The organism is Pseudomonas sp. MRSN 12121, assembly GCF_000931465.1.
Lineage (GTDB): Bacteria > Pseudomonadota > Gammaproteobacteria > Pseudomonadales > Pseudomonadaceae > Aquipseudomonas.
This window is the reverse complement of sequence record NZ_CP010892.1, coordinates 2,686,677-2,710,036: the sequence shown is the minus strand read 5'-3', so window position 1 is coordinate 2,710,036 and position 23,360 is coordinate 2,686,677. Positions and strand designations below refer to the sequence as shown.

The window sequence follows — 23,360 nt, the reverse complement described above, 5'->3', positions numbered from 1 at the left end:
TTCAGTGCCTCGACACCTGCAAGCGATTCCACAGGTTGATCATGCCGATATCGGCCGTCAAGGCGGCGATCTGCGCTTCGCTGAAATGTTCGCGCAGGGCGGCGCGCAAGGGACCGAAGTCGGTGTCTTCGCGCAGCACGGTGAGGGCTTCGGTCCAGGCCAGGGCGGCGCGTTCGGCGGCGCTGAAGTCGCTGACGTGGCGCCAGACGACCAGGCGGTCCAGGCGCTCGTTGCTTTCGCCGTCTTCCCGGGCTTCGCGGGTGTGCATCTTCACGCAGAAGCCGCACTGGTTGATCTGCGAGGCACGCAGCACCACCAGGTGATGCAGTTTGCGCTCAAGGCCATGGGCGTCGATCAGGCCGTGGACCTGGCCCAGGCTTTCGAAGATCTCGGGGATGGTTTGCAGCAGATTGACGGCTTGGGTGGGGTGGCTGGATGACATGGGGTGGCTCCGTTAATTGAGGGATACACCGACATGACGGGCCAGCCTGGGGGTTTGTGACGGGGTGGCGGAAAAATAATTCGCTTCCCTCTAAACCGACTCCTCCACAGCAGGCTTCTTCAGAGCCTCGGGGCGAATTTGTCGCACCAGTGGCGCGACTTTAGCGCTCAACTCAGGACTTCGAACAATTGTGTCAGCAGTGCCGACACTTTCAGGAACAAGCCCCACCCTACCCCGGCATACACTCAAACCCACGCGCACTCGCCACCTGCTTCCCCTTTCCGTCATACAACCGCGCCCGCACCTCGGTGCCCAGGGTCGATTCCACCAGTTTGTAGTGCTCCCCCGCCTTGAAGTTCGGGTAGCTCACAGACCCGCGGCAATCGACCTGGTCGGAGTCGCCGCCGACTTCTTCGAACAGGGTCACGTCCAGGCGGTGGGCGCCGGGTTGGACTTCGAAGTAGCGGCCGTCGTTGACGTTCTTGCCATCGACGCGTTCGGCCATCAGGTCGCTGGGGCCCTCTTCTTCGAGGCTGATCCAGGCTTCGCTAGGGTCGGGTTTGGGCATCGGGCCGGCGCAGGCGGAAAGCAGCAGCACCAGGCTCAGGGCGGGAATCAGCAGCAGGGGTTTGGTATTCATGGCAGGCACCTCGGCAATAAAAAATCGACAGGGGACGACGGGGAAAAAGCCGTCGCGCCGGATTGCCATCCAGCTTGTCGAGGGCCCGGGCGCAGGACAAATGAATCCCCATGAAAGGAAGTTAAGGCCCAACCTAAAACTTCCTTCACCTGGCTGAAAGCCGCGTGTTAGGTGGGTCGCGGCAGGCTGCCGGGGTTTGCAATCCCACTCCCCGGAGGTCCACCGCATGCTCGGGCTGGTCAAGACCGCTCTGCTCAAGCCCTACACGTTTATCGTGCTGGCGATTTTCATCTGCATCATCGGGCCGCTGGCGGCCCTGCGTACGCCCACCGATGTGTTCCCGGACATCGGCATCCCGGTGGTGGCGGTGGTCTGGCAGTACACCGGGCTGTCGCCGGACGCCATGGCCGGGCGGGTGATCTACACCTACGAGCGCTCGCTGAGCACCACGGTCAACGACATCGAGCACATCGAATCGCAGTCGCTGCCGGGCATGGGCATCGTCAAGATCTTCTTCCAGCCCGGGGTGGATATCCGCACCGCCAACGCCCAGGTCACGGCGGTGTCGCAAACCGTGCTCAAGCAGATGCCACCGGGCATCACCCCGCCGCTGATCCTCAACTACAGCGCCTCGACGGTGCCGATTTTGCAGATGGCGTTTTCCAGCCCGACCCTGTCGGAGGCGAAGATTCGCGACCTGGTGCAGAACAGCATCCGCCTGCCGCTCAGCTCCGTGCCCGGGCTGGCGATGCCGACGCCCATGGGCGGCAAGCAGCGGCAGATCACCCTCGACCTGGACCCGCAGGCGCTGGCCGCCAAGGGCCTGTCGGCGCAGGACGTGGGCAATGCCCTGGCGGCGCAGAACCAGATCATCCCGGTGGGCACCGCCAAGCTCGGCGCCAGTGAGTACACGGTGCTGCTGAACAACAGCCCGACCGCCATCGACGAGCTCAACGACCTGCCGATCAAGACCGTCGACGGCGCGCTGATCACCATCGGCCAGGTGGCCCACGTGCGCGACGGCTCGCCGCCGCAGAGCAATATCGTGCGGGTCGACGGCCACCGCGCGGTGCTGATGCCGGCGCTGAAGAACGGCAATATCTCCACCCTGTCGATCGTCGACGGCATCCGCCAGATGCTGCCGCGCATCGACGAAACCCTGCCGCCAGCGCTGAAGACCTCGCTGCTGGGCGATGCCTCGGTGTTCGTCAAGCAGTCGGTGGGCAGCGTCGCCCGCGAAGGCATCATCGCCGCGCTGCTGACCAGCGCGATGATCCTGCTGTTCCTCGGCAGCTGGCGCTCGACCTTGATCATCGCCGCCTCGATCCCCCTGGCGGTGCTCGCCGCCATCGCCCTGCTCGCCGCCACCGGCCAGACCTTGAACGTGATGACCCTCGGCGGCCTGGCGCTGGCGGTGGGGATCCTGGTGGACGACGCCACGGTGACCATCGAGAACATCAACTGGCACCTGGAACAGGGCAAGGCGGTGAAGGTGGCGATCCTCGACGGTGCCCGGCAGATCGTCGGCCCGGCGTTCGTCTCGCTGTTGTGCATCTGCATCGTCTTCGTGCCGATGTTCCTGTTGCAGGGCATCGCCGGTTACCTGTTCCGGCCGATGGCGCTGGCGGTGATCTTCGCCATGGCCAGCTCGTTCATTCTCTCGCGGACCCTGGTGCCGACCCTGGCCATGTACCTGCTCAAGCCCCACGTGCCGGAAGCCGGGCCGGGGCATCACCCGGAAGATGACTTCATCAACCACCACGAAGGTGAGCAGCATGCCCGGCCGCGGCATGCCCTGGTGCGTGGGCTGCTGGGGTTCCAGCAGGGCTTCGAGCGGCGCTTCTCCAATGTGCGCGACACCTACCACGGCCTGCTGACCCTGGCCCTGGCCAATCGCAAGCGCTTCCTGCTGGGTTTCCTGGCCTGTGTGCTGGCCTCCTTCGCCCTGCTGCCGAGCCTCGGCCAGGACTTCTTCCCGGTCACCGATGCCGGCGCCCTGGCCCTGCATGTGCGCCTGCCCCTGGGCACGCGGATCGAGGAAAGCGCGGCGGCCTTCGACCGCATCGAGGCGCGGATTCGCGAGGTGATTCCGCCGGAGCAGCTGGACAGCGTGATCGACAACATCGGCATTCCCCTGAGCGGCATCGACATGGCCTACGCCAGCAGCGGCACCATCGGCCCGCAGGACGGCGATATCCAGGTCACCCTCAAGCCCGGCCACGCGCCGACCGCCGATTACGTGAAGCAGCTGCGCGAGGCCCTGCCGGAAAGTTTCCCCGGCAGCCAGTTCGCCTTTTTGCCGGCGGACATCAGCAGCCAGATCCTCAACTTCGGCGCGCCGGCGCCGCTGGACGTGAAAATCTCCGGGCCCGATGGCGACGCCAACCGCGCCTATGCCCTGGAGCTGCAACGGCGCCTGCGGCATGTGCCGGGCATCGCCGATCTGCGCATCCAGCAGTCCAGCGGCTACCCGTCGCTGGCGGTCAAGGTCGACCGCCTGCGGGCCAACGGCCTGGGGATCACCGAGCGCGACGTGACCAACAGCATGGTGGCCTCCTTGGCCGGCAGCTCGCAGGTGGCGCCGACCTTCTGGCTCAACCCGCAGAACGGCGTGTCCTACTCGATCGTCGCCGCTACCCCGCAGTACCGCCTGGACAGCCTGCCGTCCCTGGAGGCGCTGCCGGTGACCGGCAGCAACGGCCAGTCGCAGATCCTCGGCGGCCTGGCGACCATCACCCGGGTCGACAGCCCGGCGGTGGTCACCCACTACAACATCCAGCCGACCCTGGACCTCTACGCCAACGTCCAGGGCCGCGACCTCGGTGGCGTAGCCCGGGATATCCAAAAGGTCCTGGACGACAGCGCGGCGCTGCGGCCCAAGGGCGCGACCATCAGCCTGCACGGGCAGATCGATGCCCTGCATGAAGCCTTCAGCGGCCTGAGCCTGGGCCTGCTCGGCGCGGTGGTGCTGATCTACCTGCTGATCGTGGTCAACTTCCAGTCCTGGCTCGACCCGTTCGTGATCATCACCGCGCTGCCGGCGGCCCTGGCCGGGATCGTGTGGATGCTGTTCCTCAGCGGCACCTCGCTGTCGGTGCCGGCGCTGACCGGGGCCATCCTCTGCATGGGCGTGGCCACGGCCAACTCGATCCTGGTGGTGAGCTTCTGCCGCGAGCGCCTGGCGGAACACGGCGATGCCCTCAAGGCCGCGCTGGAGGCCGGCTACACGCGCTTTCGCCCGGTGTGCATGACCGCCCTGGCGATGATCATCGGCATGCTGCCGCTGGCCCTGTCGGAGGAGCAGAACGCGCCCCTGGGCCGCGCCGTGATCGGCGGCCTGATCCTCGCCACCACCGCCACCCTGCTGTTCGTTCCCGTGGTCTTCAGCCTGGTCCACGGCCGTCATTCCCCTTCCGCTGTCGCTGGAGAAAGCACCCATGTCGCCTGAACACACCCCTTCGCGCAAACGCCTGCTGTGGCTGGGCCTCGGCGGCCTGACCCTGGCCGCCCTGCTGGTGGCCAACGGGCTGGCCGCGCGCACCCGGCATGAACAGGCAGTAAGCGCCTGGACCGAAGCCGCCGCCGTGCCCCAGGTGCTGGTGTTCCAGCCGCAGCAGAACCGCCAGGGCGACACCCTGCGCCTGCCGGCGCACCTGGAAGCCTGGAGCAAGGCGCCGATCCATGCGCGGGTCAGCGGCTACCTGAAAAGCTGGAGCAGCGACATCGGCGCCAAGGTCGAGGCCGGGCAAGTCCTGGCCGAGATCGACAGCCCTGACCTCGACCAGCAGGTGGCGCAGGCTCATGCGCGGCTGGTGCAGGAGCAGGCCAACGCGCGACTGGCGCAGACCACCGCCCTGCGCTGGCAGAACCTGGTGGCCAGCCACTCGGTGTCGCGCCAGGAGGCCGACGAGAAAACCTCCAACGCCGCGGCCGCCAAGGCCAATGCCGAGGCCGCCGCGGCCGACTACGCGCGGCTTACCGCGCTGGAAGACTACAAGACCCTCCGCGCGCCGTTCGCCGGGATCATCACCGCGCGCCACACCGATATCGGCCAGTTGATCAAGGCCGACACCGACGCCGACCCGGAGCTGTTCGACCTCGCCGACACCCACAAGCTGCGGCTCTATGTGCCGATTCCGCAGAACTACGCCAGCGTGGTCCACCCGGGCCTCACGGCCCAGCTGACGGTGCCGGAACACCCCGGCCAGCAATTCAGCGCGCGGCTGATCGGCGACTCCACCGCCGTCGACCCGCGCTCCGGCACCCTGCTCGCCCAGTTCGTCGCCGACAACCCCGACGGCGCGCTGCTGCCCGGCGACTACGCCGAGGCCAGCCTGGCGCTGCCCGCCGACACCCGGGGCGTGAGCATTCCGGCCAGTGCCTTGATCTTCCGCGCCCAGGGCACCCAGGTGGCGCTGCTCGATGAGCACAATCATGTGCACCTGCAGGACATCCACATCGGCCTGGATCTCGGCGCGCGGCTGGTGATCGACCAGGGCCTGCGCGCCGCCGACCGGGTGATCGACAACCCGCCCGACGCCCTGCGCGACGGCGACCTGGTGCAACTGGCCGACGCCGGGGGTGAGCATGCGTCCAAGGCTTGAACCCCTAGTCGCGCTGGTGCTGCTGGCCTTGCAAGGCTGCTCGCTGGCGCCCCGCTACCAGGTGCCGCCGGTGCAGTTGCCCAAGCAGTTTCGCGAGCAGACGGCGGACGGTCCCTGGCACCCGGCCCAGGCGCCCCAGGCCCTGGACGCGCACTGGTGGCGGCTGTACCAGGACCCGCGCCTGGACGACTTGCAGCAGCGCCTGCTCAAGGCCAACCCCGACCTGGCGGCGGCCCTGGCGCACTACGACGGCGCCCAGGCCTACGCCAGCCAACTGCACGCCGGGCTGTTCCCGCAGATCAGCGCCAGCGCCCAGCCCTTGCGCCAGCGCCAGTCGGACCACCGGCCTCTGCGCGGCAGCAGCCAGCCCTCGGTGTACAACAGCGACAGCGCCGGTTTTGCCCTAAATTTCGACCTCGACTTGTGGGGACGCCTGCGCAACCAGGCCGCCGCCGGCGACGCCCAGGCCGAGGCTTCCGGGGATGACCTGGCAGCGGCGCGGCTGAGCCTGCAAAAACAGCTGGCGACGCTTTATGTGCAGCTCGATGGCCTGGATGCCCAGGCCCGGATCCTCAGCCGTTCCCTGGACGATTACGCCCAGGCCCTGGAGCTGACCCGCAGCCGTTACCAGGGGCAGATCGCCTCGGAACTGGACCTGACCCGCGCGCAAAGCCAGCTGGCCAGCGCCGAGGCCGAGCTCGACGACGTGCGCGCCCAGCGCAACCTCACCGAGCACGCGATCGGCGAGCTGGTGGGCGAACCGGCCAGCCAGTTCCAACTGCCAGCGGTCACTCAGACGCTGACCCTGCCCGGGGTGCCGCAACAGCTGCCGAGCGCCCTGCTGCAACGCCGCCCGGACATCGCCGCGGCGGAGCGCCGGGTGTTCGCCGCCAATGCCGGCATAGGCATCGCGCGGGCGGCCTGGTACCCGGACTTCAGCCTGACCGGGGTGCTCGGCGGCCAGACCCAGGGCAGCGGCAACCTGCTGGCGGCGGGCAATCGTTACTGGGCGCTGGGGCCGTTGATGAACCTGCCGATCTTCGACGGCGGCCGCCTGAGCGCCAACGAACGCCAGGCCCATGCCGAGTTCGAGGAGGCCGCCGCGCATTACCGCGGGCAGGTGCTGCGGGCGGTGCGCGAGGTGGAAGACAACCTGGGCCAGCTGCGCGATCTGCGTCAGGAGGCGCTGGACCAGCAGGCGGCCGTTAATGCCGCCGAGCATACCCAGGCCCTGGCGATGAACAGCTACCAGGCCGGCGCCGTGAGTTATCTCGACGTGGTCACCGCGCAGACTGCGGCCTTGCAGGCGCAGCGAGGGTTGCAGGCGGTGCGGACAAGGGAGTTGCAGGCGAGTGTGGGGTTGGTGGTGGCGTTGGGAGGTGGGTGGGAAGGTGGGGCCTGAGGCCCCTATCACGGTACTGGCGGTTGTGTGCTTCTGTAGGAGCGAAGCTTGCTCGCGATGACGTCGGGTTTGGCGCTGCATTTTTTGGACGGGTACATATCCATTGCTGCGGTTACGGCGGCTTATGGTTTCGCCCTTACGGCGAGTCACTTTGGAAAAGCCCCAAAGTAACCAAAGGGCTCTTGCCCCTCCACTCGGTGCCTCGCTGAGGCTCGGCATGCCCTCACTCCGGCATTGATCCGTGGGCCGCCGCCCCAGGCCATCCATGGCCTGGGGCGGCTAACCCGGCATCCCTGCCGGGTTACCCACGGCTCAATGCCTGCGTTCGGCCATCGTGGTTAACGGGGCGCCCAGATCAAAAACAACGCGAGGCGGCCTGCCGGCCGGCCTGGCTGGCCTGGCTGGCCTGGCTGGCCTGGCTGGCCTGGCTGGCTGGCTGGCTGGCGATTCTGTTCTTGATCTACCCCGCGCTCCCAAACAACACAAAACGCCCCACCTGAAACACACTCCCCGTAGCCGCTGCCGAGCCCCGGCGAGGCTGCGATCGAGGCCGCAGGACTCGCCGGGCGGGCACCGCGTTTTTCCAGGTTTTACGCGGTGGCAGGTTTGGCGGCCCTGCGGGCCGATCGCAGCCTCGCTGGCGCTCGGCAGCGGCTACACAAAGCGTGTCAGACGGAAGAGTCATCGTGTGGAGAAAGATTGTGCCTGGGCTTCGACCTTGCTCTTAAGCTACCGGCCCGTCCCCAAAACAACCCAAAACGCCCCACCTGAAACACACTCCCCGTAGCCGCTGCCGAGCCCTAGCGAGGCTGCGATCGAGGCCGCAGGACTCGCCGGGCGGACACCGCGTTTTTTCAGGTTTTACGCGGTGGCAGGTTTGGCGGCCCTGCGGGCCGATCGCAGCCTCGCTGGCGCTTGGCAGCGGCTACACAAAGCGTGTCAGACGGAAGAGTCATCGTGTGGAGAAAGATTGTGCCTGGGCTTCGACCTTGCTCTTAAGCTACCGGCCCGTCCCCAAAACAACCCAAAACGCCCCACCTGAAACACACTCCCCGTAGCCGCTGCCGAGCCCTAGCGAGGCTGCGATCGAGGCCGCAGGACTCGCCGGGCGGACACCGCGTTTTTTCAGGTTTTACGCGGTGGCAGGTTTGGCGGCCCTGCGGGCCGATCGCAGCCTCGCTGGCGCTTGGCAGCGGCTACACAAGGCGTGTCAGACGGAAGAGTCATCATGTGGCGAAAGGTTGTGCCTGGGCTTCAATCTTGCTCTTGAGCTATCGGTCCCGCCCCCAAACAACACAAAACGCCCCACCTGAAACACACTCCCCGTAGCCGCTGCCGAGCCTCAGCGAGGCTGCGATCGAGGCCGAAGGACTCGCCGGACGGACACCGCGTTTTTCCAGGTCCTACAAGGGGTCAGGTTTGGCGGCCCTGCGGGCCGATCGCAGCCTCGCTGGGGCTCGGCAGCGGCTACATAAGGCGTGTCAGGTGGGAGAGCGGTAGTGGGGCAAAAGCAGTCAGCTGTACCTTGGCTTTGGCTTTGGCTTTGGCTTTGGCTTTGGCTTTGGCTTTGGCTTGTGATCTTGATCTACCCGCCCCGTTCCCAGAGGCCGAACGCAGGTCTTGCGCAGGGGGCAACTCGGCAGGAATGCCGAGTTAGCCGCACGGGGCCAGGGATGGCCCCTTGCGGCGGCCCCCGGAGCAAGACCGGAGTGAGGGTATGCCGAGCCTAGGCGAGGCACCGAATGGAGGGGCAAGCGTTTTTTGGTTCCTTTTTTTGGCGTTTGAAAAAAAGGGACTCGCCGTAAGGGCGAAACCATAGGCGGCCGTGACCGCAGCAATGGATATGTACACCGTCCAAAACATACAGCGCCAAAAGCAAAGCCATCGCGGGCAAGTCGGATCGCCGCCTGCTCGCTCCTACAGCAACATCCCCACACTCAGATATGGCAACTACTCAACCCATTCTTCTCCAGATACCGCTGGTGCGCTTCATCCGCCAACTCAAACCGCCCCAAAGGCACTATCACCGTGGCCACAGGCTTACCCAAACGCCCCGACTCATGCAGCGCCAACTTGGCCAACTGCGCCTGCTCCGCCTGCTGCGCAGTGGCATAGAAGATCGCCGACCGATACTTCACCCCGCCATGCTCCCCCTGCCGATCCACCGAGGTCGGATCGTGCAGCCCCCAGAAGTGCTCGACCAGGCTCGAATACGCCAACGCCCGCGGATCGAAATCCACCTGCACCACCTCGATCTGCACGGCTTCGTCCCCCGCCTCCACGGCATAGCCGACCCGGGTCTCCAGCACCCCAGGCAGCGTCCGGAACGCCGCTTCGGCGCCCCAGAAGCAGCCGGCGCCGAAGGTCGCCTGTTCCAGGCTGTTCAGTGGCGCCCCGCTCATTGCGCCACCCCCACCTTCTCGCCACTGGCGCCCAGCCAGCCGTCGACGATCTGCGGATGCGCCGCCACCCAGGCCTTGGCCGCTTCCGCCGCCGGTTGCTGCTCTTTCTCGATCTTGAGGATCAGGTCGTTGAGCGCCTGCGGGTCAATGCTGAAGTTCTCCAGGAAGGCGGCGATCCGTGGCGCGCGTTTTTGCAGGGCGGTGGATGCCAGCACATAGACCCGTGCGTCCGGGTAGGCGCAGGTGATCTTGCTCTGGTTCAGCCAGTCGGCGTCCACCGTCGGGCTGATGAATTTCCAGCAGCCGTCGGCCTTGTACAGCGGGTCGCCCTTCTTGTTGTCCTGGGCGTAGCCGTCGAACGCCGGTTCGTCCAGACGGCGCAGGTCGAAGGCGGAGAAGATCCAGTCCGGGGTGTAGGCGTAGAACACCACGCCGCGCTGGGCCTTGTAGGCCGCGGCGAGCTTGGCGTAGGTCACCGCGGCTTCGGTGGACACCGATTCGAATTTATCGGCGAAACCGAAATCCTTGGCCTTGATCTGGCCGATGTAGGTCGACTCCCAGCCCGCCGGGCCCACCAGCAATTGCGCCTTGCCGCCGCCCAGGGGCTCGAAGAGTTTCGCCACTTCGGGCTTCTGCAGGTCGTAGACCGATTTCACGCCGTATTTGTCTTGCAGGTAACCGGGGATATAGAAGCCCTGCACGCCGAGGTACGGCTGCTTGTTCGGCACCAGGGAGCGGCTGCCGCCGGTGACGTACTTGGCCCAGGCGGCGGACTGGTTGGGCAGCCAGATATCGGTCAGCACGTCCACCGAGCCGTCGCCCTTGGCCGCGGCGGCGAACAGCACCGGTATGTCGCCGGCCAGATAAGACACATCGCCGTCGAGGCGGGTCTTGATCACCTCGCCGAGGATGTTCTGGATGGCGATGGCGCCGGTCCAGTTCTGCTCGCCGATGACGATCTTGTCCTTGGCCAGGGCTGGCAGGGCAAGCCCTAGTGCCAGGGCGGCCACGCCGAGGGTACGGAAAAGGGAATGACTCAAGGAACACCTCACTTGTGCGTAAAAGCGCGATCCCGCTGACGCAGGGTCGCTTGAATGATGCGGTCGGGAATCAGCGCGCAGAACACGATGGCCGCGCCGGCCAACATGCCCTCGCCGCCCTTGATGTTGCGCAGCGCGGTCATCACGTCGTAGCCCAGGCCGCCGGCACCGATCAGCGCCGCGACCACCACCATCGACAGGCTCATCACCAGGGTCTGGTTGATCCCCAGCAGCAGCGAGCCGGCGGCCAGGGGCAGCTCCACCCGGGTCAGGATCTGCCACGGCGTGGCGCCATGGGCCAGGGCCGCTTCGACGGCGGTCCGGGGCACTTCCTGGATGCCCAGGGCGGTGAGGCGGATCATCGGCGCCAGGGCGAAGATCACCGTGGCGATCACCGCCGGGGTCTTGCCCACCGAGAAGAACGCCACCGCCGGGATCAGGTACACGAAGGTCGGCAGGGTCTGCATCACGTCCAGCAAGGGCGTGATCAGGCGCCGGGCCAGGGTGCGCTTGGCCAGGAGGATGCCGGCGGGGACGCCGATCAAAAGCGAGAGCAGCACCGAGGAACCCACCAGGGCCAGGGTGGCGATGGTGCGTTCCCAGAAACCGAACAGGCCGATATAGAGCAAGGCCGCCGCGCTGGTCAGGGCCAGCGCCGCGCCGGCCGAGCGCCAGGCCAGCAGCACCAGGGCCAGCGCCGGCACCGGCCAGGGCAGCCAGCCGAGCAGGCTTTCGGTGCTTTCGATCACCGTGCGCACGGCGACTATCACGCCGACGAAGGTGCTTTCGAAGGTGACCTGGGACCAGCCGATCAACTGGTCGATGGCCGCCGCGGTACTCAGCAGGGCCTGGCGGTCGGCGGGAAATTGCAGCCAGGGCCCGCTGGCGTCGACCGCCAGCACGCGCCACAGCACCAGGCCCTGGCACAGCAGCACGACCAGCCACGGCAGGCGCCAGTCGGAACGGCCCTGGCGGCTCGGACGGCGGGCCAGGGTCACGCTGAGCAGGCGGCTGAGCAGCAGGCCGAGCAGCGCCAGCCCGGCCCAGCCCAGGCCGGCGGTTGCCAGCCACTGGCCCAGGGCGCTGGCCGCCGCCAGTTCCAGGGCGAAGCCCAGCCAATACAACGCGCCATGCCCGCTGGCGGCCAGGGCCGCCGGCCCCAGCAGCAACGCCTGCCAGAAGGCAAAGCCCGGACGTACCGGCGCCGGCGCAAGCGTGGCTTGCCGCGCCGCCAGCGGCGTTGCCGCCACGGTGTCGCTGCGCGCGCCGTGCTCCTGGAAGAAGTCCGCCACCTCGGCATCCGCCGGGTGTTCGAGCAATTCATCGGGCGTGCCCAACTGGATCAGCCGACCCTGGCGCAGCACCGCGATGCGGTCGGCCAGGCGCAGGGCCTCGGCCGGGTCGTGGGTCACCAGCAAGGTGGTGATGCCGCGCTCGCGCACCAGGCTCAGGAAGTGCCGTTGCAGGTCGCGGCGGATGGTCGGGTCCAGCGCGCTGAAGGGTTCGTCCATCAGCAGGATGTCCGGCTCGCTGACCAACGCCCGGGCCAGCCCGACCCGCTGCTGCATGCCGCCAGACAGCTCATGGGGGTAGTGGTCGCCCCAGCCGTCCAGGCCCATGGCCTTGAGCTGCACATCGGCCGCGGCCTGGCGCAGCGTCTCGGGTTCGCCGCGCAATTCCAGGGGCAAGGCGACGTTGTCGCGCACGCTGCGATGGGGCAGCAGGCCGAAGTGCTGGAAGACCATGCCGATGCGCCGCGAACGCAGGGTGCGCAGCTGCTTGGCGGTGAGCTGGCTGATGGCCGCGCCGTCGATCAGCACCTCGCCGCTGCTGGGCTCGATCAAGCGGTTGATGTGCCGCAGCAAGGTGGATTTGCCGCTGCCGGAGGTGCCCATCAGGCACAGTACCTCGCCCCGGCGCACGCTGAGGCTGACCTGCTGCACCGCGGGCGGCACGGACGCGCCGCGGCCGTAGTGCTTGGTCAGGTTGCGCAGCTCCAGCACCACCTCGGCGCTGGCCGGTTGCGGGACGGACGAGGCTGGGACGGCAAAGGCCGCTTGGGGGTGAACGGCAGACACGGGAACTCCTGACGCCGGGCGCGGGATGGCCAACGGCGGTGATGAAAAATAACGAGGGTGAGGTCTTTTCGCCGGCAAGCCGGCTCCTACACAAATCCCTGTAGGAGCCGGCTTGCCGGCGATAGCCATCTACCGGTCAATCACAACGCCTTCGGGCTCCACAGCTGCACCGCGCGGGCATCCACCGGCTTGGGCAGGAGTTTTTCCTGGTAGAAGGCATCGGCGATTTTCTGCTGTTCGCCCAGGGCCTCCGGCTGCACGGCTTCCACCCGGTAGGTGCGGCGGCTGTTGGCCAGTTCCACGGTGGAGACGTCCAGGTTACCCCACAGCGGGCCCAGCAGTTTGGCCGCGTCAGTCGGATGGGCCTTGACCCAGGTGCCGGTCTTCTGCAATTCGGCGAACACCTGCTTCAGCACTTCGGGGTGCGCCTTGGCGTAGTCGTTGGAGGCCAGGTAATAGCGCCGGTAGCTGGCCAGGCCCTGGCCGTCATGCAGCACCCGCGCGCCCTGCTGGCGTTCGGCGCTGGCGACGAAGGGTTCCCAGGTGACCCAGGCATCGACCTTGGCGGTCTCCAGGGCGGCGCGGCCATCGGCCGGGGTCAGGTACACCGGCTGGATATCGGCGAAACTCAGGCCCGCCTCGCGCAGCGCGGCGATCAACAGGTAATGGCTGCCGGCGGCCTTGGTCACGGCGATGCGCTTGCCCTTGAGGTCGGCCAGGGTCTTGAGCGTGGAGTCCTTGGGAATGACGATGGACTGCGCCGCCGGCGACGGGGTTTCGGTAGCGAAATAGGTCAGTTTGGCGCCGGCGGCCTGGGCGAACACCGGCACGGTGTCGGCGACGTCGGCGCTGATGTCGACGTTGCCCACGTTCAGCGATTCCGCCAGCGGCAGGCCGCTGGTGAACTCATGCCAGGAGAGCTTCACGCCCTGCCCCGCCAGTTGTTTTTCCAGGGTGCCCTGGGCCTTGAGCACCGCCAGCAGGGTCGAGGATTTCTGGTAGCCGATACGCAGCTCGGTATCGGCCTGGGCATTCAGGGCCATGCCCAGCGCCAGACCGGCCAGGGTGGTGATCGAAAAAGCAAACGACAGGCGCATGGGGGCGGACCTTCTCGGAGACAGGAAAGTCGCTAAAAGCTAATCGATCTAACAAATCAAAAATAAATACTTTTTAGGAATTAGCTTAGGTTCACCCGACAACCCCGCCCCCGTAGCCGCTGCCGAGCCCTAGCGAGGCTGCGATAAGGCCCGAAGGGCCTTCGGCGGTCTCAAGATCGTTGCGCCCCCTGCGGGGTCGATCGCAGCCTCGCTAGGGCTCGGCAGCGGCTACAGGTGTACGGCGGTGGATGCGGTGCCGTGTTGGTGATGAGTTCGCTCAGGAGCACCTCTCCTGCCATAGCGGCCACAAAACCTAACCTCTGTAGCCGCAGCCGAGCCCTAGCGAGGCTGCGATAAGGCCCGAAGGGCCTTCGGCGGCCGCAAGATCGTTGCGCCCCCTGCGGGGTCGATCGCAGCCTCGCTCCGCTCGGCAGCGGCTACAGGTACTGGCGGTGGATGCGGTGCCGTGTTGGTGATGGGTTCGCTCAGGAGCACCTCTCCTGCCATAGCGGCCACAAAACCTAACCTCTGTAGCCGCTGCCGAGCCCCGGCGAGGCTGCGATAAGGCCCGAAGGGCCTTCGGCGGTCTCAAGATCGCTGCGCCCCCTGCGGGGTCGATCGCAGCCTCGCCAGGGCTCGGCAGCGGCTACAGGTGTATGGCGGTGAATACGGCGGTCCTCAGGCCACCCGCTGCGCCTTGGCCACCGCCTGGGACGCGGCGAGCATGGCGCGCAGCAAGACCGCGCAGCCGGCGGCCAGGTCGTCCGGGTCGGCGTTTTCGATTTCGTTATGGCTGATGCCGCCCTCGCAAGGCACGAAGATCATCCCGGCCGGGCCCAGTTCGGCGACGAAGATCGCGTCGTGGCCGGCGCCGCTGACGATGTCCATGTGCGACAGGCCCAGCCCCTGCGCGGCATCGCGTACCGCGTCGACGCAGACCTTGTCGAAATACAGCGGCGGGAAGTCCGCGGTCGGCAGCAGCTCGAAGCTCAGACCATGCTCCTCGCAGGTGCTGTCGATCACCTGACGCACCTCGGCAATCATCGAATCCAGGCGCGCCGGTTCCAGGTGGCGGAAGTCCAGGGTCATGCGCACCTCGCCGGGAATCACATTGCGCGAGCCGGGATAGGCCTGCAGGCAACCCACGGTGCCGCAGGCATGGGGCTGATGCCCGAGGGCCGCGCGGTTGACCGCGGCCACCACCGCCGCCGCACCCACCAGGGCGTCCTTGCGCAGGTGCATCGGGGTCGGGCCGGCGTGGGCTTCGACGCCGCGCAGCTTGAGGTCGAACCACTTCTGGCCGAGGGCGCCGAGCACCACGCCGATGGTTTTCTTTTCGTCCTCGAGGATCGGCCCCTGCTCGATATGCGCCTCGAAGTAAGCCCCGACCCGGTGCCCGCTGACCTGGCGGCTGCCGGCATAACCGATGGCGTTCAGCGCCTCGCCGACACTCATGCCCTCGGCATCGGTCTTGGCCAGGGTTTCTTCCAGGGTGAACTTCTCGGCGAACACCCCGGAGCCCATCATGCACGGCGGAAAGCGCGAGCCCTCCTCGTTGGTCCACACCACCACTTCCAGCGGCGCCTCGGTTTCCACCCCGAGGTCGTTGAGGGTGCGCAACACTTCCAACCCGGCCAGCACGCCGAAGCAGCCATCGAACTTGCCGCCGGTGGGCTGGGTGTCGATATGGCTGCCGGTCATCACCGGCGGCAGCTGCGGGTTACGCCCGGGGCGGCGGGCGAAGATATTGCCGATGGCATCCACCGTGACCGTGCACCCTGCCTCCTCGCACCATTTGACGAACAGGTCGCGGGCCTGGCGGTCGAGGTCGGTCAGGGCCAGGCGACAGACCCCGCCCTTGACCGTGGCGCCGAGCTGCGCCAGCTCCATGAGCGACTGCCACAGGCGGTCGCGGTTGATGTGCCGGTGGCTGGATTGCAGAACGTCGACGGCAGCGTTCATGGTGATCTCCTCAGGCTTTTCTGGTTGTGGGTGACGAGGTCGCGCTCGTCTTGGGTGCTGTGGTGTCTGGTGGATCGCATCGCGGGCAAGCCTCGCTCCTACAGAGAACGCATCGTTTGGTAGGAGCGAGGCTTGCCCGCGATGCTTTTGGCGCTTCACACCGGCGTCTTGGCGGTCACTCGCTGCGGGCTGCGCAGGCTGCACAGGCCGTAATAGAGCAAGCCGCCCAGCGCCGAGCCGGTGAACCAGCCATAGCTGTAGAACCAGCTGAACGCGCTGCTGCCCAGGGACAACAGGGTCAGCGCCACCGGCACGCCGAAGGCGATGAAGCCGTACCAGTTCCACGCCGGGTAGACGTCGTCGCGGTACAGCCCGGCCAGGTCCAGTTGCTGTCTGCGGATGATGAAATAGTCCACCACCATGATCCCGGCGATCGGCCCCAGCAGACTGGAATAGCCCAGCAGCCAGTTGGAATACACCGTCTCCAGGCTGACGTCCGAGACCAGCAGGCCGAGTTTTTTCAGCAACTCATGGCCCATCAGCAACAGCCCCACCAACCCGGTGAGGATCACCGCCGTGGTACGGCCGATCAGCTTGGGCGCGATGTTCTGGAAATCGTTGGTCGGCGAGACGATGTTCGCTGCGGTGTTGGTCGACAGCGTGGCGATGATGATCAGCGCCATCGCCAGGGCTACCCAGCCGGGGCTCTGGATATGACCGATCAGGCTGACCGGATCGGAGACGCTGACGCCCACCAGTTTCACCGACGCCGCGGTCATCACCACCCCCAGGGCCGCGAACAGGAACATGGTCAGCGGCAGGCCGAAGATCTGCCCGAGGATCTGGTCCTTCTGGCTTTTCGCATAGCGGCTGAAATCCGGGATGTTCAGCGACAGGGTGGCCCAGAAACCGACCATCGCCGTCAGCCCGGCCATGAAGTAGCCGGTGAGGCTCGCGCCCTCGGGCCGCTTGGGCGGGATCGCCAGCAATTCGCTGAGCGACACATTGGGCAAGGCCCAGACCAACAGCCCGATGCCCACCGCCACCAGCAGCGGCGCCGACAGGGTTTCCAGCCACTTGATGGACTCGGCGCCGCGCAGCACCACCCACAGGTTGAGGGTCCAGAACAGCATGAAACCGATCACCTCGCCGGTGCCGCCCAGGGCCTTCCAGCCCTCGAAGATCGAGCCCAGGAACAGGTGGATCGCCAGGCCGCCGAACATCGTCTGGATGCCGAACCAGCCGCAGGCCACCAGGGCGCGGATCAGGCACGGCACATTGGAGCCGAGGACGCCGAACGACGAGCGCAGCAGCACCGGGAACGGAATGCCGTATTTAGTGCCGGCGAAGGCGTTGAGGGTCAGGGGGATCAGCACCACGACATTGGCCAAAAGGATCGCCAGCAACGCCTCGCCGACACTCAGGCCGAAGTAGGCGGTGAGCACCCCGCCCAGGGTGTAGGTGGGCACGCAGATCGACATGCCGACCCACAGCGCGGTGATGTGCCATTTGTTCCAGGTGCGTTCGTGGACCTTGGTCGGGGCGATGTCGTGGTTGTAACGGGGGCTGTCGAGCACGTCGCTGCCGGCGTCCAGCTCGTACAGGCCGGCACGCTCGGTGACTTGGGATCTGTTCTGTTGCATGGCCGCTCCACTTTGTTCTGATTATTGTTGCTCATCGGGCGAGCCGGCAGACCTGCTGCCAACCCGGCGATGGCCGGAGAACTGACGACTTTTACCAACCGGCCACCCTGGCGACGGCGGCACTCAATAAGTGTGCCGGCTGACCCGTCGAGGCGGCTTCGCCGTCGGTAAAATCCATGTAAACAACTGATGTTTCTTCTATTTATTTCTGCCCAACTTCCGTTCCCGGATCACTTGCCGATTCACTCAGGCCGAATGCCTGGCAAGTTGCCCGAGGGCTCGGGATTCAATCTGGTGCACGCCTACTTTTTTCAAACTAGCGTATGGATCGCCGGGCCTCCTTCAAACGGCTGATTTGCCGTAGAAAATCTTGCTTATATTTCGATCCTGTCAAGTGCGTCAAAATGGTGAAAGGCTGCACCATTTTGCGAATTTTTGAATTAAATCGTTATATTTCAATAAGTTAATAACAATATAAGCTTATGAAAAATAATCTTGCCGATTTATCCAGCAGCAGCTAGGTTTTATTCCTGACACCACTGCCAGGAATAAAAACCTGCCGCCTGCTCACGATAAGAACACTAGAACCGGCATAAGCCGGTCATGCCTGCGAGGAACTCGGAATGTCTCTGTTGATCCGTGGCGCCACCGTTATTACCCATGATGAAAGTTATACAGCCGATGTCTTGTGCGCCGACGGGGTGATCAAGGCCATCGGACAAAACCTGGATCATCCCGCAGGCTGCGAAGTGCTCGATGGCAGCGGCCGATACCTGATGCCCGGCGGCATCGACCCCCACACCCACATGCAACTGCCGTTCATGGGCACCGTGGCCAGCGAAGACTTCTTCAGCGGCACCGCGGCAGGACTGGCCGGCGGCACCACCTCGATCATCGACTTCGTGATTCCCAACCCGCAGCAGTCGTTGCTGGAGGCCTTCCACCAGTGGCGCGGCTGGGCCGAAAAGTCCGCCAGCGACTACGGTTTTCACGTCGCCATAACCTGGTGGAGCGAGCAGGTGCGCGAGGAGATGGGCGAGCTGGTGAGCCGGCACGGGGTCAACAGCTTCAAGCATTTCATGGCCTACAAGAACGCGATCATGGCTGCCGACGACACCCTCGTGGCGAGCTTCGAGCGCTGCCTGGAACTCGGCGCGGTGCCGACCGTGCATGCGGAGAACGGCGAGCTGGTCTACCACCTGCAACGCAAGCTGCTGGCCCAGGGCATCACCGGGCCGGAAGCCCACCCGCTGTCGCGCCCTGCCCAGGTCGAAGGCGAAGCCGCCAGCCGGGCGATCCGCATCGCCGAAACCCTGGGCACGCCGCTGTACCTGGTGCACGTCTCGACCCAGGAAGCCCTGGACGAAATCACCTACGCCCGCGGCAAGGGCCAGCCGGTGTACGGCGAGGTGCTGGCCGGACACCTGCTGCTGGACGACAGCGTGTACCGCCATCCGGACTGGCAGACCGCCGCCGGCTATGTGATGAGCCCGCCCTTCCGCCCGCGCGGCCATCAGGAGGCGCTGTGGCGCGGCCTGCAAGCGGGCAACCTGCACACCACCGCCACCGACCACTGCTGCTTCTGCGCCGAGCAGAAAGCCGCCGGCCGTGACGATTTCAGCAAGATCCCCAACGGCACCGCCGGTATCGAGGACCGCATGGCCGTGCTCTGGGACGAAGGGGTGAACAGCGGGCGCCTGTCGCCGCAGGACTTCGTCGCCCTGACGTCCACCAACACCGCAAAGATCTTCAATCTCTACCCGCGCAAGGGCGCGATCCGCGTCGGCGCCGATGCCGACCTGGTGCTGTGGGACCCGCAAGGCACACGGACCATTTCGGCCAAGACCCACCATCAGCAGGTGGACTTCAACATCTTCGAAGGCAAGACCGTGCGCGGCGTGCCCAGCCACACCATCAGCCAGGGCAAGCTGGTCTGGGCCGACGGCGACCTGCGCGCCGAACGCGGCGCCGGGCGCTACCTCGAACGCCCGGCCTACCCGGCGGTGTTCGACCTGCTGCGCAAACGCGCCGAAGCGCACAAGCCGACCGCCGTCGAACGCTGAGCCTGCAACCCCTGTAGCCCTGTAACCCTGTAACCCTGTAGCCGCTGCCGAGCCTTGGCGAGGCTGCGATCGGCAACGCAGTTGCCGCAAAACCTGCGCTTGCGGTGCATCAGATAGAGCGCGGTAGCCGGTTTACGGCCGCTTCGCGCCCGATCGCAGCCTCGCTGAGGCTCGGCAGCGGCTACAGAGCGGCGCAGCAGGTCAGCCATCCCGTTGGTGAAAACAATGCCCATCAGAGGCAATCGATAAAAAAACCGTGAGGCCCGAACCGTGATCAAGACCCTGAACCACTTGCCCCACCCCACCGAGGACGGCGCCACCCTCGCCGGCCATTTCAGCGACCTGGCGCCACCGCTCAACGCCCGCCAGGCGCACCTGGAAGCTTCGCGCTGCCTGTATTGCTACGACGCGCCCTGCGTCAACGCCTGCCCCAGCGAGATCGACATTCCCTCGTTCATCCGCAACCTCCACACCGATAACGTCCAGGGCGCGGCGCAGACCATTCTCTCGGCCAATATCCTCGGCGGCAGCTGCGCCCGGGTGTGCCCGACGGAGATCCTCTGCCAGCAGGCCTGCGTGCGTAACAACGCCCAGGAGTGCGCGCCGGTGCTGATCGGCCTGTTGCAGCGCTACGCGGTGGACAACGCGCACTTCAGCCAGCACCCGTTCCAGCGCGCCGCCGCCACCGGCAAGCGCATCGCCGTGGTCGGCGCCGGGCCGGCGGGGCTGGCGTGCGCGCATCGCTGTGCCCTGCACGGCCATGACGTGGTGATTTTCGAAGCCCGGGAAAAAGCCGGCGGCCTCAACGAATACGGGATCGCCAAGTACAAGCTGGTGGACGACTTCGCGCAGAAGGAGCTGGAGTTCCTGCTGCAGATCGGCGGCATCGAGATCCGCCACGGGCAGAAACTTGGCGCCAACTTGAGCCTCAGCGAGCTGCACCAGCAGTTCGACGCGGTGTTCCTCGGCCTGGGCCTGGCCGCCAGCAAGCAGCTGGGCCTGGCCCATGAAGACGCCCCCGGCCTGCTGGCCGCCACCGACTACATCCGCGAACTGCGCCAGGCCGACGACCTCAGCCAGTTGCCCCTGGCCAATCGCTGCATCGTCCTCGGCGCCGGCAATACCGCAATCGACATGGCGGTGCAGATGGCCCGTCTCGGCGCCCGCGATGTCAACCTGGTGTACCGCCGCGGCCTCGACGACATGGGCGCGACCAAGCACGAACAGGACATCGCCAAGGCCAACCAGGTGCGCCTGCTGACCTGGGCCGCGCCCGAAGAAGTGCTGCTCGATGCCCAGGGCCGGGTCCGCGGCATGCGCTTCGCCCGCACCCACTTGGTGGAGGGCCGGTTGCAGACCACCGGGGAAACCTTCGAGCTGGCCGCCGACGCGATCTTCAAGGCCATCGGCCAGGTCTTCGACGGCGCGTCCTTGAGCGACCCGCTGGCCCGCGAACTCAAGCGCGCCGGCGAGCGTATCGAGGTCGACGAGCAGCTGCGCACCAGCATCCCCGGGGTGTATGCCGGCGGCGACTGCGTCAGCCTCGGCCAGGACCTCACCGTGCAGGCGGTGCAACACGGCAAGCGAGCCGCCGAAGCCATGCATGCCCAACTCATGCTCAACGTGGAGGCTGCGTAAATGGCCGATCTGTCGATTGTGTTTGCCGGTATCAAGGCCCCCAATCCATTCTGGCTGGCCTCAGCGCCGCCGACCGACAAGGCCTACAACGTGGTCCGCGCCTTCGAGGCCGGCTGGGGCGGCGTGGTCTGGAAAACCCTGGGCGAGGACCCGGCGGCGGTCAATGTGTCGTCGCGCTACTCGGCGCATTTCGGCGCCAACCGCGAGGTGCTGGGGATCAACAATATCGAGCTGATCACCGACCGCTCGCTGGAGATCAACCTGCGGGAGATCACCCAGGTCAAGAAGGACTGGCCGGACCGCGCGCTGATCGTGTCGCTGATGGTGCCCTGCGTCGAGGCGTCGTGGAAAAACATCCTGCCACTGGTGGAAGCCACCGGCGCCGACGGCATCGAGCTGAACTTCGGCTGCCCCCACGGCATGCCGGAACGCGGCATGGGCGCCGCGGTGGGCCAGGTGCCGGAGTACGTGGAACAGGTGACCCGCTGGTGCAAGACCTATTGCTCGTTGCCGGTGATCGTCAAGCTGACGCCGAACATCACCGATATCCGCATGGCCGCCCGCGCCGCGCATCGCGGCGGCGCCGACGCGGTGTCGCTGATCAACACCATCAATTCGATCACCAGCGTCGACCTGGAGCGCATGGTCGCCCACCCCATGGTCGGCAGCCAGAGCACTCACGGCGGTTACTGCGGCTCGGCGGTCAAGCCGATCGCCCTGAACATGGTTGCCGAGATCGCCCGCGACCCGCAGACCCGTGGCTTGCCGATCTGCGGGATCGGCGGCATCGGCAGCTGGCGCGACGCCGCGGAATTCGTCGCCCTCGGTTGCGGCGCGGTGCAGGTGTGCACGGCGGCGATGCTGCATGGTTTTCGCATCGTCGAGGAGATGAAGGACGGCCTGTCGCGGTGGATGGACAGCCAGGGCTATAGCAGCCTGTCGCAGTTTTCCGGCAAGGCGGTGGGCAACACCACCGACTGGAAGTACCTGGATATCAACTATCAGGTGATCGCCAAAATCGACCAGGACGCCTGCATCGGCTGCGGCCGCTGCCATATCGCCTGCGAAGACACCTCGCACCAGGCTATCGCCAGCCTCAGGCAGGCCGACGGCACCCATAAATATGAGGTGATCGACGCCGAATGCGTGGGCTGCAACCTGTGCCAGATCACCTGCCCGGTGCAGGACTGCATCGAGATGGTGCCCCAGGACACCGGCAAGCCGTTCCTCGACTGGCAGCACGATCCGCGCAATCCGTATCGCGAGGCGGTTTAGCCCAGCGCTGACCGCACCGACGCTATCGCGGGCAAGCCTCGCTCCTACAGGTACGTGCAATCTGTAGGAGCGAGCGGGCGGCGATCCGACTTGCCCGCGATAAACGTGAACGATGACACGCAGCACCTGATACCCCGCCCCTGTAGCCGCTGCCAAGCCCCGGCGAGGCTGCGATCGACCGCGCAGCGGTCGCAAAACCAGACACCGCGTCGTTCCCGGCAAACCGCATCGACAGGTTTGGCGAGGACTGCGTCCTCGATCGCAGCCTCGCCAAGGCTCGGCAGCGGCTACAGGGCTACAGGGTTGGCGGAGGTTTCAGGGCTCCAGCCCGATCCCGCGCAGGATCACGCTGGTCACGGTCTGCACGGCTTTTTCGAACTGCATGTCCGACAGCGGCTGGTGGTCGTTGAGGGTAGTGATCTGGTGGTCGAAGTCGGCGTAATGCTGGGTCGAGGCCCAGATCATGTACAACAGGCTCGAAGGCTCCACCGGCAGGATGCGCTTGTCCTCGACCCACTGGCGGATCTTCGCTTCCTTCATCTTCGCCCAGTCGTAGAGGCTGGCATCCAGCGCCTCGCCCAGGGTCGGTGCGCCATGGATGATCTCGTTGGCCCAGACCTTCGAGCCATGAGGCCGGCTGCGCGAATGGTTCATCTTGGCGCGGATGTAGCTGCTGAGCACCACCCGCGGATCGTCGAAGCGCTCGAAGCACAGGGCGTCCTGCTTCCACAATTCCAGCAGTTCCAGCAGTACCGCGCTGTACAGCTCGCCCTTGGTGCTGAAGTAGTAATGGAGGTTGGAGCGCGGCAGCTGCACCTCGGCCGCGATATCGGCCATGGCGGTGCCGCCGAAGCCTTTTTCGGCGAACACTTTTTCTGCCGCCAGGAGGATTTTCTCGACGTTGCTGCGACGGATCCCGATCTTGTGATTGCCCATGTGGGCTCCCTGAAAACAGTCTGAGGCAAGACTACCACCGGCCCTCGTACAAAAACGAAACTTCCTGCGCGATGCTTTTCCCGGCGCGGCCCTTTGGTTAGGATCGCTGCCTCCTGACTTCCCGGGATCCTGAAGTGT

15 protein-coding genes are annotated in these 23,360 nt (G+C 66.1%); 6 read left to right on the top strand and 9 right to left on the bottom strand.

Going from position 1 to position 23,360, the window contains the following annotated elements:
- Position 1 precedes the first annotated feature (1 nt).
- Both TO66_RS12460 and TO66_RS12455 read right to left on the bottom strand, forming a co-directional pair.
- A complete protein-coding gene (locus TO66_RS12460; protein WP_009048432.1) occupies positions 2 to 442 on the bottom strand; it encodes a carboxymuconolactone decarboxylase family protein in 441 nt (146 codons plus the stop codon).
- A gap of 229 nt (positions 443 to 671) precedes the next feature.
- Positions 672 to 1,082, bottom strand: a complete 411-nt coding sequence (locus TO66_RS12455; RefSeq protein ID WP_044462599.1) for a hypothetical protein — start codon at positions 1,080 to 1,082, stop codon at positions 672 to 674.
- Between the two features lie 226 nt (positions 1,083 to 1,308).
- On the opposite strand from TO66_RS12455, the gene TO66_RS12450 reads away from it, so the two are divergent.
- Genes TO66_RS12450 through TO66_RS12440 form a run of 3 tightly spaced genes read left to right on the top strand, consistent with a single transcriptional unit; the run spans position 1,309 to position 7,088 of the window.
- A complete protein-coding gene (locus TO66_RS12450) occupies positions 1,309 to 4,530 on the top strand; it encodes an efflux RND transporter permease subunit (RefSeq protein WP_044462598.1) in 3,222 nt (1,073 codons plus the stop codon).
- Positions 4,520 to 5,686, top strand: coding sequence for an efflux RND transporter periplasmic adaptor subunit (locus TO66_RS12445; RefSeq protein WP_044462597.1), 1,167 nt, complete (start codon positions 4,520 to 4,522; stop codon positions 5,684 to 5,686). The genes TO66_RS12450 and TO66_RS12445 overlap by 11 nt, the downstream gene beginning before the upstream one ends.
- On the top strand, positions 5,670 to 7,088 hold the full coding sequence (locus tag TO66_RS12440; protein WP_044462596.1) for an efflux transporter outer membrane subunit: 1,419 nt from the start codon (positions 5,670 to 5,672) through the stop codon (positions 7,086 to 7,088). Before TO66_RS12445 ends, TO66_RS12440 begins: the two co-directional genes overlap by 17 nt.
- 1,937 nt (positions 7,089 to 9,025) lie before the next feature.
- Here the strand turns inward: TO66_RS12440 and msrA are convergent.
- The 6 genes from msrA to TO66_RS12410 form a co-directional block, all read right to left on the bottom strand.
- Positions 9,026 to 9,490: a peptide-methionine (S)-S-oxide reductase MsrA gene (gene msrA, locus TO66_RS12435; protein WP_409077168.1), complete on the bottom strand. Its 465-nt coding sequence runs from the start codon at positions 9,488 to 9,490 to the stop codon at positions 9,026 to 9,028.
- Positions 9,487 to 10,530, bottom strand: a complete 1,044-nt coding sequence (locus tag TO66_RS12430; RefSeq protein WP_409077167.1) for a glycine betaine ABC transporter substrate-binding protein — start codon at positions 10,528 to 10,530, stop codon at positions 9,487 to 9,489. Before TO66_RS12430 ends, msrA begins: the two co-directional genes overlap by 4 nt.
- Before the next feature lie 8 nt (positions 10,531 to 10,538).
- On the bottom strand, positions 10,539 to 12,608 hold the full coding sequence (locus TO66_RS12425; RefSeq protein WP_044462594.1) for an ATP-binding cassette domain-containing protein: 2,070 nt from the start codon (positions 12,606 to 12,608) through the stop codon (positions 10,539 to 10,541).
- 140 nt (positions 12,609 to 12,748) lie between these two features.
- Positions 12,749 to 13,705, bottom strand: a complete 957-nt coding sequence (locus tag TO66_RS12420) for an aliphatic sulfonate ABC transporter substrate-binding protein (protein ID WP_044462593.1) — start codon at positions 13,703 to 13,705, stop codon at positions 12,749 to 12,751.
- A gap of 678 nt (positions 13,706 to 14,383) precedes the next feature.
- The gene (locus tag TO66_RS12415) at positions 14,384 to 15,667 is read right to left on the bottom strand and encodes a Zn-dependent hydrolase (RefSeq protein ID WP_044462592.1); all 1,284 of its coding nucleotides are present in this window, start codon (positions 15,665 to 15,667) and stop codon (positions 14,384 to 14,386) included.
- Positions 15,668 to 15,822: 155 nt separating this feature from the next.
- Positions 15,823 to 17,310 carry an NCS1 family nucleobase:cation symporter-1 gene (locus TO66_RS12410; protein ID WP_044462591.1) on the bottom strand — a complete coding sequence of 496 codons (1,488 nt, stop codon included), beginning with the start codon at positions 17,308 to 17,310 and terminating at the stop codon, positions 15,823 to 15,825.
- Positions 17,311 to 17,933: 623 nt separating this feature from the next.
- Between TO66_RS12410 and hydA the strand changes: the two genes are divergently transcribed.
- From hydA to preA, 3 genes are all read left to right on the top strand, one after another.
- The gene (hydA, locus tag TO66_RS12405; RefSeq protein WP_044462590.1) at positions 17,934 to 19,373 is read left to right on the top strand and encodes a dihydropyrimidinase; all 1,440 of its coding nucleotides are present in this window, start codon (positions 17,934 to 17,936) and stop codon (positions 19,371 to 19,373) included.
- A 270-nt stretch (positions 19,374 to 19,643) separates the two neighbouring features.
- The gene (locus tag TO66_RS12400; protein ID WP_044462589.1) at positions 19,644 to 21,011 is read left to right on the top strand and encodes an NAD(P)-dependent oxidoreductase; all 1,368 of its coding nucleotides are present in this window, start codon (positions 19,644 to 19,646) and stop codon (positions 21,009 to 21,011) included.
- On the top strand, positions 21,012 to 22,286 hold the full coding sequence (gene preA, locus TO66_RS12395) for an NAD-dependent dihydropyrimidine dehydrogenase subunit PreA (protein ID WP_044462588.1): 1,275 nt from the start codon (positions 21,012 to 21,014) through the stop codon (positions 22,284 to 22,286).
- A 315-nt stretch (positions 22,287 to 22,601) separates the two neighbouring features.
- Here the strand turns inward: preA and TO66_RS12390 are convergent, their stop codons facing one another.
- Entirely contained in the window at positions 22,602 to 23,222 is a 621-nt protein-coding gene (locus TO66_RS12390) for a TetR/AcrR family transcriptional regulator (protein ID WP_044462587.1), read from the bottom strand.
- Positions 23,223 to 23,360: the final 138 nt, after the last annotated feature.